This window comes from Haladaptatus sp. AB643, assembly GCF_024136975.1.
Lineage (GTDB): Archaea > Halobacteriota > Halobacteria > Halobacteriales > Haladaptataceae > Haladaptatus.
This window is the reverse complement of sequence record NZ_JAMYJW010000010.1, coordinates 16,026-29,544: the sequence shown is the minus strand read 5'-3', so window position 1 is coordinate 29,544 and position 13,519 is coordinate 16,026. Positions and strand designations below refer to the sequence as shown.

Here is a 13,519-nt window from a genome sequence, read left to right as displayed (position 1 = left end):
TTTATTGCTATTTAAATAACCATTACTAAATGGGAAGTTTATTTTAGGAGAAACGGTGAAATCAGCCGGTAGGCGCCATCTATCACAATAGTTCCTTGCCAATCTATGGCAAAGGCTTTACCAGCATGCGATACAATTCTTATCCACCAGGCCCGGGAGGCCATGGAGTTTCAATTATGACGGATGACGAACTCATCTGGCGAATCGCAGGCGGTTCCGGTGACGGGATCGACTCGACGAGTCAGAACTTCGCAAAAGCCCTCATGCGAGCAGGGTTACACGTATTCACGCATCGACACTATCCGTCGCGCATTCGCGGCGGCCACACCTACGTGGAGATTCGCGCGGCGGACCACGAAGTCAAATCGCGCGGGGACAACTACAACTTCCTCCTCGCGCTCGGAGACAGCTTCGCGCGGAACCCACAGGAAGAAGCATACTACGGTAACGAGGAAATCAAGCCCCTGACGGAGAACTTGGACGAACTCCGCGAGGGTGGAGTCATCATTTACGACTCCGGCTTGCTCGACACCGATGATATTCCGGACTTCGATGCACGTGTCGAGGAGAACAACTGGCACGTCTTCGATCTGGACCTCCGCGGACTCGCCAAGGAGTACGGCCGTGAGATCATGCGGAACACGGCCGGCGTCGGCGCGACCTGCGCCATCATCGGGATGGAGCTCGACATCATCGAAGACCTGATGGCCGAGGCCATGCCGGAGAAAATCCTCGAACCGAACCTCGAAGTCCTCCGTGCGGCCTACGAGGACCTCAACGAGAACTACGACACGGACGTCGGCGTCACGCTCCCCGAAAGCGACTACGACGACGACAAGGTGCTCATCTCGGGCAGCCACGGTATCGCCTACGGTGCCATCGACGAGGGATGCCGGTTCATCTCCGGATACCCGATGACGCCGTGGACGGACGTGTTCACCATCATGACCCAACATCTCCCCGACCTCGGCGGAATTTCCGAGCAGGTCGAGGACGAGATCGCCGCCGCCGCGCTCGCGATCGGTGCGAGCCACGCGGGCGCAAAGGCGATGAGCGGGTCGTCCGGCGGTGGGTTCGCACTGATGTCCGAACCGCTGGGTCTCGCCGAAATCAACGAGACACCCCTCGTGTTGGTCGAATCGATGCGTGCCGGTCCCTCGACCGGAATGCCGACGAAACCCGAACAGGGCGACCTCGAACACGTCCTGTACACGAGTCAGGGTGACTCGAACCGCGTCGTGTTCGCGCCGGGTGACGCACGCGAATCGTACATCCAGACGCGAAAGGCGTTCGAACTCGCGTACAACTACCAGCTTCCGAGCATCATCCTCTACGACCAGAAGCTCTCCGGCGGTCACGAGACCGTTCCGGAATCCACGTTCGACCGTGACCCGAACCCGGACATCGGGGAAGTCGTCACGGAAGAGGAGATAGAACAGGGAGAACGCCTCGCCGGTCGGTTCAAGCGCTACCGCTACGACGGCGAGAACGGCGTCAGCCCGCGGTCCCTGCCGGGACAGAAGGGCGGCAACTTCCTCGCCTCCGGTAACGAGCACAACGAGGCAGGTCACATCAGTGAGGACCCGGACAACCGCGTCACGCAGATGGACCGTCGTATGGAGAAACTCGCGGCCATCCGCGAGGAACTCAACGACATGGACGAGTCCCACCAGACCGTCTACGGCGACGAGGACGCCGACTACGCCATCCTCAGCTTCGGTAGCATGAAGGGTGCCGTCGAAGAGGGTGTCGAGATGCTGAACGAGGACGGTCACTCGGTCAAGACGATGAACGTCAGCGACATGGTGCCGTTCCCGAAGAAGGAGGTCAATGCCTTCCTCGAAGACGTCGACGAGGTGCTCGTCGTCGAGATGAACGCCACGGCACAGTTCCGCCGACACATCCAGGCGGCGACCGGCAAGCACGGCGACAAGCTGTTCAGCCTGCTGAAATACGATGGCAACCCGTTCGAGCCTTCGGAAGTCGTTGACGGCTTCGAAGCACAAATCGACGGCGACGCCAACCCAGCGCACAACACGCGCATCGAATCCGCAACGGGTGACTGAAAATGAGTGTATTCAACGCAATCGACGAAGAACGAGACATCGACGTGAACGAGTTCACGCCCAGCCTTGAACCACAGGCGACGTGGTGCCCGGGCTGTGGTGACTTCGGCGTCCTCAAGGCGCTGAAACAGGCGATGCCCGAGGTCGGCCGCACGCCGGACGAGACGCTCCTCGTCACCGGTATCGGCTGTTCCGGGAAGCTGTCGAGCTACTTCCAGAGCTACGGCTTCCACTCCATCCACGGGCGGTCCCTACCGGTCGCACGCGCGGCCAAACTCGCCAACCCCGACCTCGAAGTCGTCGCCGCTGGCGGTGACGGCGACGGGTACGGAATCGGTGGGAACCACTTCATGCACACGGCTCGTGAGAACCACGACATGACCTACATCGTCTTCGACAACGAGATCTTCGGACTGACGAAGGGGCAGACCTCGCCCACGTCGCCGAAGGGACACAAGTCGAAGACCCAGCCGAAAGGGAGCGCGAAGAGTCCGATTCGACCGCTCTCGCTCTCGATCACCTCGGGTGCGACGTACGTCGCCCGAACGGCGGCGGTCAACCCGAACCAGGCGAAGGAAATCCTCACCGAGGCGATGGAACACGACGGGTTCGCACACGTGGACTTCCTCACGCAGTGCCCGACGTGGAACAAGGACGCAAAGCAGTACGTCCCGTACATCGACGTGCAGGACAGCGACGATTACGACTTCGACGTCCACGACCGTCGTGAAGCGATGCAGATGGCGCACGACACCGAGGACGCCCTCTACGAGGGCAAAGTCCTCACCGGGCGCTTCTACGTGAACGACGAGCGACCCTCCTACCAGCAGGAGAAACAGTCGACCGGCGACATGCCGGAATCGCCGCTCGCAGAGCGGTACTTCGACGACGATTACGAGTGGGAACGGAGCTACGACCTGCTCGACCGCCACAAGTAATCTCGTTTCGCCGTTCTCGTCGGTTCGAACAACCTTTTCGTGGCCGTCAATGTGTTTTTCACTTCGCAAGGTATTTTTTCCTGTGCGGGAAACATCCTGGTATCATGAGTACGGAATCGACCGAAGACCGTATCCTCCACGTCTTAGAGGACGATGCACAGGCGTCGTACTCGGAAATCGCGAATCGCGCTGGCGTTTCGAAGCCAACGGTTCGAAAGTACATCGAAAAGCTCGAAGAGGAAGGCGTTATCGTCGGCTATTCCGCCGAAATCGACCCGAAGAAGCTGTCCAGTCAGAGTATCGCGCTCGTCGGCATCGATGTCGAAAGCGAACGGTACGTCGAAGCGACGCGGGCGCTCCAGAATCTGGACGATATCGACACCCTCTACACGTGTAGCGGTGATCACATGCTGATGGCCGAAGTTCGCGCACCGAACGGTGGCGCGGTCGGCACCGTCATCAGTGACGACATCCTCACCATCGACGGCGTCACCGCGGCCCATCCGTCGTTTCTTCAAGAACGTCTCAAGTAGTAATCCGAGTGCATCTCACGAGAGCCGTATCGATCCGCGGCCGAGTCCTACTGCATCGTCCCTGACGCTCCCGTCGAGTGCGGACAGCGAGCGCGGCGGTGTCGGTTCAGCCTCGTCTCCGTCGGTTTTCTCGGAGATTCGTAAGTGCCACCAGCCGACGCTCCGCCACGCACCGTCCTTGTAGCCGACGTCCCGATACGTCCCGATTTGCTCGAATCCCAGCGACTCGTGCAGGCCGACGCTGCCCGGATTCGGGAGCGCGATTCCGGCGTAGGCGTTGTAATATCCCTGTTCCCGGAGGAGTGCGAACAGCGATTCGTAGAGTCCCCGTCCGATACCCGACCGATGGTGATCGGAACGAACGTACACCGAAACGTCCACCGACCACTGGTAGGACTCCCGAGACCGATGGGGACTCGCGTAGGCGTATCCGAGGAGTTCGTCGTCGAGGACACAGACCAACCACGGGTACGTCGGAAGGGTGGCTTCGATCCGATTTTCGATCTCCGCTTCGTCGGGTGGCGTCCGTTCGAAGGAGATGACCGTTTCCCGAACGATGGGTGCGTAAATGTCGGTGATCGCCTCGGCGTCGGCCGGTTCGACGAGTCGAATATCGACCATGCTCAGTTGCCGTCGCTCACGATTAAAAAGATCCCTGTGACGGCGATAACGCCCTCTTACTGGTTACGCACAAGCATTTTTACCGGAGAGCAGGAACTATCGGCAATGGCTATCTATCAGCGGGAAGTGTGGGTCGATGCGCCGTTCGAGGACGTATGGCGGTTTTACTCGACCACGGACGGTTTGGAGGCGCTCACGCCGGAGTGGATGAACCTTCGAGTGGAGAGGGTTCGTGGTCCGGACGGCGAGGCAAACCCGGACGTCCTGGAGGCGGGAACCCAAATCCGCATGTCGCTTCGTCCCTTCGGCGTCGGTCCGCGTCAGCGCTGGACTTCGACCATCGTCGAGCGCGAGGAGGAGAATTACGCGGCGATGTTTCGGGACGAGATGTCGGACGGACCGTTCCCCGAGTGGGAACACACACACCAGTTCTATGCGGGTGACCTGCAGCAGACGCTCGTCCGTGACAAGGTGGAGTATCGGTTTCCAGCGCTCGGCGAGGCGGGAAGCCCGCTCGCAAAGGTCGGCTTCGAACCCATGTTCCTGTATCGGCACGCGAAGACGAAGCACTTGCTGGAGCGATGAAGTTTATGCACGTCAGCGTGGTACGTGACATCTCATGTCAGACGTAGCTGTCATCGGCGGCGGTCCTGCCGGACTGAGCGCGGCGCTGTTCACCGCGAAGAACGGACTCGATACGGTCGTGTTCGACACGGACGGCACCGCGATGCACGCGGCGCACCTGTTCAACTACCTCGGAATCAAGAGCATCGATGGGGACGAGTTTCTGGAGGTCGCTCGGGAACAGGTGGACGAACAGGGTGCCGAACGAAAGCAGGGCGAGGAGGTAACGAACGTCGAGGAGTCGGACGACGGGTTCACCGTGACAACGGAGAACGGCGAGTACGATGCGACCTACGTCGTCTTCACGACCGGACAATCGCGTGACATGGCCGAGGCGCTCGGCTGTGAGTTGAACGACAACGGTACGGTGAAAACCGATTCGGATAGCGCAACGACGGTCGAAAACACCTATGCCGCCGGGTGGACCGCCCGTTCGGACAAAATTCAGGCGGCGATATCGGTCGGCGGCGGTGCGGCCGCAGGATTGGACATCTTGAGCATCGAAAAGGGTCGTGCGTTCCACGACTTCGATACGCCGGACGACGCGGAGTGACGGCGTTCGGGGCGGCCGGTAGTTGGGAGACTACAACGAGTAGTCGTGCTCGCCGTCCTCGGTTTCGAGGAAGGCCGTGAGCAGGTCGATGGTCGCCGACACGTCGTCGCCGTTGGCGCTCTCGGTGACGGTGTGGAGATATCGGGTCGGAATCGAGATCGCGCCGACGGGCTTCGCGCCGTAGGTGTTCTGGAACCCGGCGGTGTCCGTCCCGCCCGAGGGGAGTACTTCGAGTTGGTACGGGATGTCCTCCGCTTCCGCCACCGAGCGCATTCGCTTGTGGACTTTCGGCGTCGTGACGACGCTGCCGTCCTTGAGCTTTATCGCGGTGCCGTCCCCGAGACGAGTCACGTAATCCCGCTTCTTACTTACCGCCGGGAAGTCGTTCGCGACGGTCACGTCGAGGGCAACCGCGAGGTCGGGGTCGACGTCGACACCGAGCGCGGTCGCACCACGAAGGCCGACCTCCTCCTGAACGGTCGCACAGAAGTGGATGGTCGCGTCCGGGTTCTCGATGCGTTTCGCCGCCTCCAGCATGGAGAACAGACAGATGCGGTCGTCCAGTGCCTTTCCGGAGACGTTGTTACCGACTTTCGTCGTCGTTTGTTCCATCGTGACGATGTCGCCCACGGAGACGCGTTCGTCCGCCTCGTCGGCCGGGAGGCCGAGGTCGACGTAGATATCCTCGACGTCCTCCTCGCCTTCGTCGCCGTCCAGGAGATGCGGCGGTACCGACCCGATAACGCCCGTCAGGTCCTCGTCATCCGTGTGGACGGTGACGCGCTGTGCCCGCAGAACACGGGGGTCCCACCCGCCGAGCGCGTCCAGGGAGACGAACCCGTCGTCGTCCACGTAGCGAACCATGAACCCGATTTCGTCCATGTGTGCCGCGACGGCGACTTCGTAGTCCCCCGTCCCCTCGATGGTTCCGATGACGTTCCCCATCGCATCGGTGTGAAGTTCGTCCACTTCGGGTTCCATCTCCCGTCGAACGATTTCGCGAATCCGGTCCTCGTATCCCGCTGCCCCGTTCGTCTCCGTCAGTTCGCATAACAAGTCGAAATCAAAATCGAATTCCATATCGAATCTTTCGCGTATCGGAGTATAAACCTCCCTGAAGCGGTGAATAAACTCACAACTTGTGTATTGTGGTTCCGGAACGTTTTTGCCGATTACCCACACAAGGAGTGACATGGCCGACAAAGAAGCGGAATTCCGACAGCAGTTTCACGACGCATTCGAAGGCGCGGATTACCCGGTCAGCAACCCGATGGAACTCGTTCCGGCGCTCCCGAACGGACCCGGTACGCGTTTCGAAGCGGGTGATACCAGTCTGACCGCGATGGAACTGGCGACGAAGATGAACGACACGCAGGATTTCCCCTACGATACTGTCGACGAACTCGTCGATGACCTCATCGAGGGGATGAAACAGAAGGATATGCTGTAACTACTCCTCGTTTTCATCGGGAAGTGCGATCAGTAACACTTCCCAGACGTCCTGTTGCTCGTTGAACCGGCTGTCGATGACCCGGTCGTTTTGCCCGAGCGGAATCGGTTGTTGTGGATGTGAAACTTCGAGCCACGTCAGCGTCGGCTCGGTGATTTTCATCTCGGCGATATCGGCCAGTTTCTCAGTCTCGGCACCGTACTCTCCCGGTCCGCGTTCGTGACGTTCCATCGGAAATCCCCGTCTCGGCTACCACAGCACGACACATAACGCTGCTGGCGAGTGAGATCGAAAATCGGCAAGGAGGTTATCGGTCCACGTCGGGATTCTCGGGAACGGCGTCACGCTGACGCGGATGCCGTGGGTGTTCGCTCGCGTAGACGTGGTCGAAGATGGCGTCCACGTCGTAGCCGTCGTGTGATTCGGCCGCTTCGACGGCCTCCGCGACCTGTGCCTTCGCCTCCGCCCGAAGCGACTCCTCGTCCTCGTCCGTCCAACCGTGTTCGGTTTCGAGATACTCGCGGGTACGAACGAGCGGGTCCTTCTCTGCCCACTCGTCGACCTCGGCCTCGTCGCGGTACTTCGTCGGATCGTCCGTCGTCGTGTGGGCACCCTGTCGATACGTGACGGCCTCGACGAGTATCGGTTCGCCCTCCTTCGCGCGTTCGAGCGCGTCGGAGACGGTTCGATAGACCGCGAGCACGTCGTTGCCGTCCACGCGAACGCCGTCGAAGCCGTAGGCCCCTGCCTTCTGGGCGATGGTCGCGCTCGCGGTCTGGCGTTCGCGCGGCACCGAAATCGCCCACTGGTTGTTCTGGCAGAAGAAGACGGTGGGCGTCTCGAACACACCTGCGAAGTTCAGCGCCTCGTGGAAGTCACCTTCGCTCGTCGCTCCGTCCCCGAAACTCGCCAGGATGGCACAGTCGTCGTGCTTGTAGCTCGCGCCCATACCGACGCCGACGGCGTGGGGCAGTTGGGTGGCGATGGGAATCGTCGGCGGGAACGTCCGCAGTCCCTCGGCATCCTCGCGGTCCACGTAGTTCCCCGCCCCCGAAAGGTGCAGGAGGATGTCCCGCATCGCGTGGCCACGGGTGATGTAGATGCCGTGGTCGCGGTAGGTCGGGAAGCAGTAATCGTCCGGTGACAGCGCGTATGCCGCACCGACTTGGGCCGCTTCCTGTCCCTGCAAGGGCGCGTAGGTTCCGATCCGCCCCTGCCGGTGGAGCGAGACGGCTTTCTGGTCGAACGTCCGGGCGAGTACCTGTAATCGGTACATCTTCTCCACATCCGTCGAGGAGAGATTCACGTCCCCATCGACGTTGCCGTCGAGTCCAACCACGCGCGCCATATCCGGAACTTGTGAAGCCATATCGTAGAATCACCGACTGTCTATCGGTCAATCGGCATCATTCGTTATAAAACATCGCCATAGAAGGAATATCAAAGAAGATATTCAGCCGCCTTAAGTACCATGATTATAAATCACCGAAAATATTGCCGGTTCTACGCGGATAACTAACGATTCGTTGGGATATTACGTTTCGAAACATTTAGGCTACCACTACGATATGTGGAAGCGTATGTCACAGTGGATCGGACGGACGTTCACTAGCGATGCAGGATGGAATTTTCTCGAAACGATAGTCGATATCGGAGACCGCATGACCGGCAGCGACGGCGAACGGGAAGCCGCCGAAGTGACTCGCGATACGCTCACCGACGTCGGCGCACGGAACGCCCGGTTGGCCGAGTTCGACGTGCAGGGGTGGACACGGGGGACGAGTTCGATTACGGCGGGCGACACGACACAGGAGAGCATCGCCCTCCCGCGCAGTCCCGCCGGATCCGCGAGCGGTGAACTGATCGATCTGGGATACGGGCTCCCGTCCGACTTCGAGAAACACGACATCGAGGGGAAGGTCGTCATGGTCGCCTCGAACGTACCGAGTTATTTCGACCGGTTCATCCACCGCCGGGAGAAGTACTACTACGCCGTCGACGGCGGGGCGGCCGCCTTCGTCTTCCGAAATCACGTCGAGGGCTGTCTCCCGCCGACCGGCAGCGTCGGCACCGAGGAAGACCCCATCGGAGACATCCCCGCCGTCGGTGTCTCGAAAGAGGTCGGGACGCGACTCGCTCGGCGTTGGGACGGTGACGAGGTGACGGTCGATGTCGATGCCGAGATTTACGACGCGACCAGCCAGAACGTCCACGCCGAGTTGGGCCCGGACACCGAACAGGAAGTGCTCGTCACCAGCCACATCGACGCTCACGACATCGCGGAGGGAGCGATGGACAACGGCGCGGGAACCGCGATGGTCGTCGAGATAGCCCGCGCGCTCGCCGAGCGCGAGGACGAACTCGACACGAAGGTCCACTTCGTCGCCTTCGGTGCCGAGGAAGTCGGTCTCGACGGGTCGGCCCACATGGCGAGCCAAACTGATTTCGACGGCATCAAAGCCATCCTGAACAACGACGGCGTCGGTCGCGGTCGGACGCTCACGTTCACCACCCACGGGTTCGACGCGCTGGACGACGCCGCCCACGAAGTCGCGGACGAGTACGGTCACCCCATCAGCACGATTCCCCACCAGGGACCGCACAGCGACCACTGGCCGTTCGTCCAGTGGGGCGTGCCGGGCTATCACGTCGGCAGCGAAACGGGCGACGAGGGCCGTGGCTGGGGTCACACCTTCGCGGACACGCTGGACAAACTCGAAGTCCGCGACCTCCGCGAGCAAGCCATCCTGCTCACGGACCTCGCGGTACACCTCGCCAGCGACGACTACGAAGTCGAGCACAAGGACCCCGAGGAAATCGCCGACGCACTCGAAGCCGAAGATCAGGCCGCAGGGATGAAGATCATCGGCGACTGGCCGTACGACGACTGATCGTACGACGACTGACCCGTCGTTCGTTTTTGCCCCTTTCTCGGGGGACGAGCGCGGTATCCTTTTCAGGTCGGAGTGAGACTCTTTAGGTAATGAATCTCCGACGCGACCACGGCCGAGGGAGGCCGAAATGCACGTAGGAATCGTCACCGGTCGAGACTCGTTCGCGGACCGCATCGACGACGCGCTCGGTAACGAGCCGGAACGAACCGCGAACGGTGATGCCCGATCCGTCCTCGACGCGGAGCCGACGGTCGTCGTCGCGGACGGCGAGCACGCCGTCACCGATCTCGTCCGTGCGGGCGTGTCGGCCCCCGTTCTGCCCGTCGATGCCGGTGCGGGTGTGGAGAGCGTCGACCCGTCAGATACCGAGGGTGCAATCGACGACCTTCTCGCGGAGCAGTGGACGACGGTGGACCGACCCTTGCTCTCGATTGCGGTCGATGGCGAGCACGTCGCACGGGCACTGTTCGATACGACGCTCGTGACGAGCGAGCCCGTTCGAATCTCCGAATACGGCGTCCGAATCGAGGACGAACAGGTGTCCCAGTTCAGGGCCGATGCCGTGGTCGTCGCGACCCCCGTCGGCAGTCAGGGCTACGCACACGACGCGGGCGGGCCGGTCGTCCAACAGGGATCGGACGTCCTCTCCGTCGTTCCGGTCGCGCCGTTCGCCATCCACGTCGATAACTGGGTGCTCCGCGGTCCGGTCACGCTGACCGTCGAACGCGACGAGGACGGCGTGGAACTCCTCGCCGACGACCACACCGTCGGTCCGATCGAACCTCACCAATCGGTCGAAATCACGTTCGACGGTGTGCTCGACCTCGTCAGCGTCGAATCGAGTCGGCGGTTTTTCCAAGGGTAGCGATACGGGTTTCGGGTCGACATCGACGTCACGGGGTTTCCACGGCAGGGCTTCGACGGTCAAAATGGCTCACCTGTCGTCAGGGACTCACCGACTCACAACTGTACCTATCGCTCACGAGCGGTGGAAAACGAAAATAGCGATAGAACTCGGAGTTCAGTCCTTGCGCTTGACGACGTCGCCGAGGGTGTAGCTGCCGGTGGAACTGCCGCCGCTCCACTCCTCGTCGTCCGCGCCGGAACTGCCAGCCGTGAGGCTGATGTCGAGTTTCTTCTCCAGTTTCTTCTGCACGCTGTCGCTGGGGAGTATGTCACCGTGTTCGAGCTTACTGATGAGGCTCGCCTTCTCGTTGAGTTCCTTGGCGAGTTCTTCCTGACTCAGACCGGTGGATTCACGCGCGTTGCGGATTCTGTCGTCGTAATCCTGTGCGATCTCCTCCATGTCGTCGAACATGTCGTGACGGCGCGAGCGTCCGCCGGACGACCCTGTACTACCGGTGCCGGTGCTCGAATCACCCGAGGACGACGAGGACGTCGAATACTTGGTCGAGGTGGTGGACGTCTGCTGTGTCTTGACCTCCGTTCCGAAGTCGGAACAGTTGTCGCACACGTCCAGTTCCGCACCTTCGACTTTGATAGTCTTGGGAGACGCCGTTTCGGCACCGCACATCTCACACTGAACCATACGTTGACCTTTACCGCCTCGACTCATAAATGGCACGCCACGTCAGGACAAGGCACGCCAGGAGTAGTAAAAGCGCTGGAGCGCCGTCAAGTGCCCCACGACGGCGAACAAGCCGAGCAACAGGGCGACCAACGAGTAGCCGCCGACGGACTGGACGAACGCGGCGACAGCACCGACGACGCCGATGAGCGCCAACCGATCCGCACGGCCGAGCAGTCCACCGTACACGCGATCCAATCCGACCGCTTGGGCTTGCGTGCCGAGGTACGACGTCATCAGCACGCCCGTCACGGCGGCGAGTCCGAGCGCGAACTGCCCGATTCCAGCCGCGAATCCGACGATGAGGATGATGTCGGCGTAGCGGTCGAGAACGTGGTCGAGCAGGTCGCCCGCGGGCGAGTCGGTACCGAGTTCGCGGGCGAGCGCACCGTCGAGGATGTCAAGCCAGCCGTTCAGGAAGACGAGGATGGCACCGACGAGGTACCAGATTGGCACGTCCGGGCCGAAGTAGAACGCCACCCCGGCACCACCGGCGAGGACGAACGCGATGATGCTCACCGCGTTGGGCGTCAATCCGAGACTCGTCGAGGCCGAGACGAACGGTCGAAGCGCGCGGTTTGCGACGGGGCGAAGTTGGTCGAGCATTAGAGATACTCCAGATAATCAACGGTTCCAGCCGAAGGCGCACGCTCCCCTCGGACGACGGCTTCGATGTCCGACGCGACGGCCTCGGGCGTCCGGTCGGTCGTGTCGATTTCGTAAGTCGAATCGGGACCGTGTTCCGCGACCGTTTCGGAGAGGATCACGTCCAGTGCTTCGCTCTCGGCGTTCTCCTCCGCTTTCGCGTCCGACTCGCCTCGCTCACGCAGCCGCTTCGACAGCTCCTCGGGATGACAGCGCAGCACGACGACTCGGTCCGCATCGAAATGGTGGGCCAAATGCGAATCGACGATCAGGTCGTCGCCCCGGGACGCCAACCATTCACGAACCGCGTCGAGGTTCGCGTACAGGCTTCCGCGCTCCTCGTCCTCGCCGTCGTGAAGCCCCTCCTCACGGATCGCGTCGTTCAGGTGGACGACGTCGAGATCGGATTCGACCAGTTCCGTCGCGGTCGTCTTCCCGGTTCCGGGCGTCCCGGTGACGGCGACCCTCACGAGGAGAGCACCTCGTTGAGTTCGCGGACGGCGCGGCGCGTTTCCTCCTTCGTTCCGCAGGTGATGCGCACGCAGTTCGGGAGTCCGAAACTCGTGCAGTCGCGGAGGATGACGCCGCGTTCCTGTACCGCGTCGGCCACCGCGCTCGCCTCCCCGTCGCCGACGTCCGCGAGGACGAAGTTGCCGTGGGCCTCCCACGTCGGCGCGTCGAGGTTCTCGTAGATGTACTCGCGCGCCCAGCGGGCCGTCTCGACGGATTTCTCGACGTGTTCGTCGTCGGTGAGCGCCGCGAGGCCGCCCCGACAGGCGAGTTCGCTGGCGGCGAAGGGCGTGTTCACCCGTGCGTACGCATCGGCCCACTCCTCGGGAACGACGGCGTATCCGAGCCGGACGCCCGCCAGCCCGTAGGCTTTCGAGAAGGTGCGGAGGACTGCAATATCATCGCGCTCCGCGCGATTGCCAGACACATCGGGAGATGTGTCGCTGTCATCGCGCTCGCCCAGCAGGGAAATCGCGCTCGGTGCATCGGCGTACTCGCCGTAGGCCTCGTCCACGAGGACGAGCGTGTCGTCGCCTGTTTCCTCTGCGATTTCCGTCACCGCGTCCAACGAGAACCGCCCGCCGGACGGGTTGTGTGGACTGGTCAGGTAGACGATTCGCTCGCCGTCGTAGTCCGAAAGGACGGTCTCGGCGGTCAGCGCGAAGCCGTCGTCCGACGAGAGGTGGTATTCGTTCACCTCGCCGTGGTGGTAGCGGGCGCTCATCCCGTAGTAGGCGAAGCCGGGTTTGGGGACGAGGACGGCATCGCCGGGGTCGAGCATGGCGCGCGAGAGGTAATCGAGCGCGCCGTCGCCGCCGTTGGCGAGCCACACCTGTTCGGGCGTGACGTTCCATCGCTCGGCGAGGCGAGCGGTGAGGTCGGTGTGTGACGCTTTCGGGTAGCTACTGGCGTTCCCGGCCGCGTTTCGAATGGCCTCGACCGCCGCCGGACTCGGGCCGAACGGGTTCTCGTTCGATGCGAGTTTCACGAGGTCGTCGGGGTCCATGTCGAGTTCCCGTGCGACTTCCTCGATGCCCCGTCCGGCCTGATACGCGATATGCGCGGAGAGGTCTCGTGGTTCCATATCGAGAGGTGTC

The 13,519-nt window shown here is 61.9% G+C and carries 16 protein-coding genes; 8 read left to right on the top strand and 8 right to left on the bottom strand.

Going from position 1 to position 13,519, the window contains the following annotated elements; all coding sequences use genetic code 11:
* Window positions 1-176: 176 nt before the first annotated feature.
* From NKF25_RS17675 to lrpA1, 3 genes are all read left to right on the top strand, one after another.
* The gene (locus NKF25_RS17675; RefSeq protein ID WP_253227979.1) at window positions 177-2,066 is read left to right on the top strand and encodes a 2-oxoacid:acceptor oxidoreductase subunit alpha; all 1,890 of its coding nucleotides are present in this window, start codon (window positions 177-179) and stop codon (window positions 2,064-2,066) included.
* A gap of 2 nt (window positions 2,067-2,068) precedes the next feature.
* The gene (locus tag NKF25_RS17670) at window positions 2,069-3,004 is read left to right on the top strand and encodes a thiamine pyrophosphate-dependent enzyme (RefSeq protein ID WP_253227978.1); all 936 of its coding nucleotides are present in this window, start codon (window positions 2,069-2,071) and stop codon (window positions 3,002-3,004) included.
* 104 nt (window positions 3,005-3,108) lie between these two features.
* On the top strand, window positions 3,109-3,537 hold the full coding sequence (gene lrpA1 / locus NKF25_RS17665; RefSeq protein WP_066142702.1) for an HTH-type transcriptional regulator LrpA1: 429 nt from the start codon (window positions 3,109-3,111) through the stop codon (window positions 3,535-3,537).
* A gap of 15 nt (window positions 3,538-3,552) precedes the next feature.
* On the opposite strand, the gene NKF25_RS17660 is transcribed toward lrpA1, so the two are convergent.
* Window positions 3,553-4,158 (bottom strand): arsinothricin resistance N-acetyltransferase ArsN1 family B, encoded by a 606-nt coding sequence (locus NKF25_RS17660; protein WP_253227977.1) that lies wholly within the window; start codon window positions 4,156-4,158, stop codon window positions 3,553-3,555.
* Between the two features lie 105 nt (window positions 4,159-4,263).
* On the opposite strand from NKF25_RS17660, the gene NKF25_RS17655 reads away from it, so the two are divergent.
* Together NKF25_RS17655 and NKF25_RS17650 are read left to right on the top strand one after the other, a co-directional pair.
* Window positions 4,264-4,743, top strand: coding sequence for an SRPBCC family protein (locus tag NKF25_RS17655; RefSeq protein WP_253227976.1), 480 nt, complete (start codon window positions 4,264-4,266; stop codon window positions 4,741-4,743).
* 34 nt (window positions 4,744-4,777) lie between these two features.
* The gene (locus NKF25_RS17650) at window positions 4,778-5,335 is read left to right on the top strand and encodes an FAD-dependent oxidoreductase (protein WP_253227975.1); all 558 of its coding nucleotides are present in this window, start codon (window positions 4,778-4,780) and stop codon (window positions 5,333-5,335) included.
* Window positions 5,336-5,365: 30 nt separating this feature from the next.
* Here NKF25_RS17650 and NKF25_RS17645 read toward each other — a convergent pair whose 3' ends face one another.
* Complete coding sequence (locus NKF25_RS17645) at window positions 5,366-6,415, bottom strand: M42 family metallopeptidase (RefSeq protein ID WP_253227974.1); 1,050 nt, start codon at window positions 6,413-6,415, stop codon at window positions 5,366-5,368.
* Window positions 6,416-6,527: 112 nt separating this feature from the next.
* On the opposite strand from NKF25_RS17645, the gene NKF25_RS17640 reads away from it, so the two are divergent.
* Window positions 6,528-6,785 (top strand): MTH865 family protein, encoded by a 258-nt coding sequence (locus tag NKF25_RS17640; RefSeq protein WP_253227973.1) that lies wholly within the window; start codon window positions 6,528-6,530, stop codon window positions 6,783-6,785.
* Here the strand turns inward: NKF25_RS17640 and NKF25_RS17635 are convergent, their stop codons facing one another.
* A complete protein-coding gene (locus NKF25_RS17635; protein WP_066142688.1) occupies window positions 6,786-7,016 on the bottom strand; it encodes a hypothetical protein in 231 nt (76 codons plus the stop codon).
* A gap of 76 nt (window positions 7,017-7,092) precedes the next feature.
* On the bottom strand, window positions 7,093-8,154 hold the full coding sequence (gene pdhA, locus NKF25_RS17630; RefSeq protein WP_253227972.1) for a pyruvate dehydrogenase (acetyl-transferring) E1 component subunit alpha: 1,062 nt from the start codon (window positions 8,152-8,154) through the stop codon (window positions 7,093-7,095).
* A 211-nt stretch (window positions 8,155-8,365) separates the two neighbouring features.
* On the opposite strand from pdhA, the gene NKF25_RS17625 reads away from it, so the two are divergent.
* Window positions 8,366-9,676 (top strand): M28 family metallopeptidase, encoded by a 1,311-nt coding sequence (locus NKF25_RS17625; RefSeq protein ID WP_253227971.1) that lies wholly within the window; start codon window positions 8,366-8,368, stop codon window positions 9,674-9,676.
* Between the two features lie 130 nt (window positions 9,677-9,806).
* A complete protein-coding gene (locus tag NKF25_RS17620) occupies window positions 9,807-10,544 on the top strand; it encodes an ATP-NAD kinase (RefSeq protein WP_253227970.1) in 738 nt (245 codons plus the stop codon).
* A 156-nt stretch (window positions 10,545-10,700) separates the two neighbouring features.
* On the opposite strand, the gene NKF25_RS17615 is transcribed toward NKF25_RS17620, so the two are convergent.
* The 4 genes from NKF25_RS17615 to hisC are packed head-to-tail and all read right to left on the bottom strand — an operon-like array spanning window position 10,701 to window position 13,506.
* Entirely contained in the window at window positions 10,701-11,228 is a 528-nt protein-coding gene (locus NKF25_RS17615; RefSeq protein WP_253227969.1) for a multiprotein bridging factor aMBF1, read from the bottom strand.
* 42 nt (window positions 11,229-11,270) lie between these two features.
* Window positions 11,271-11,873, bottom strand: a complete 603-nt coding sequence (locus tag NKF25_RS17610; protein WP_253227968.1) for a CDP-alcohol phosphatidyltransferase family protein — start codon at window positions 11,871-11,873, stop codon at window positions 11,271-11,273.
* Window positions 11,873-12,382 carry an AAA family ATPase gene (locus NKF25_RS17605; protein ID WP_253227967.1) on the bottom strand — a complete coding sequence of 170 codons (510 nt, stop codon included), beginning with the start codon at window positions 12,380-12,382 and terminating at the stop codon, window positions 11,873-11,875. Before NKF25_RS17605 ends, NKF25_RS17610 begins: the two co-directional genes overlap by 1 nt.
* The gene (gene hisC / locus NKF25_RS17600) at window positions 12,379-13,506 is read right to left on the bottom strand and encodes a histidinol-phosphate transaminase (protein ID WP_253227966.1); all 1,128 of its coding nucleotides are present in this window, start codon (window positions 13,504-13,506) and stop codon (window positions 12,379-12,381) included. Before hisC ends, NKF25_RS17605 begins: the two co-directional genes overlap by 4 nt.
* Window positions 13,507-13,519: the final 13 nt, after the last annotated feature.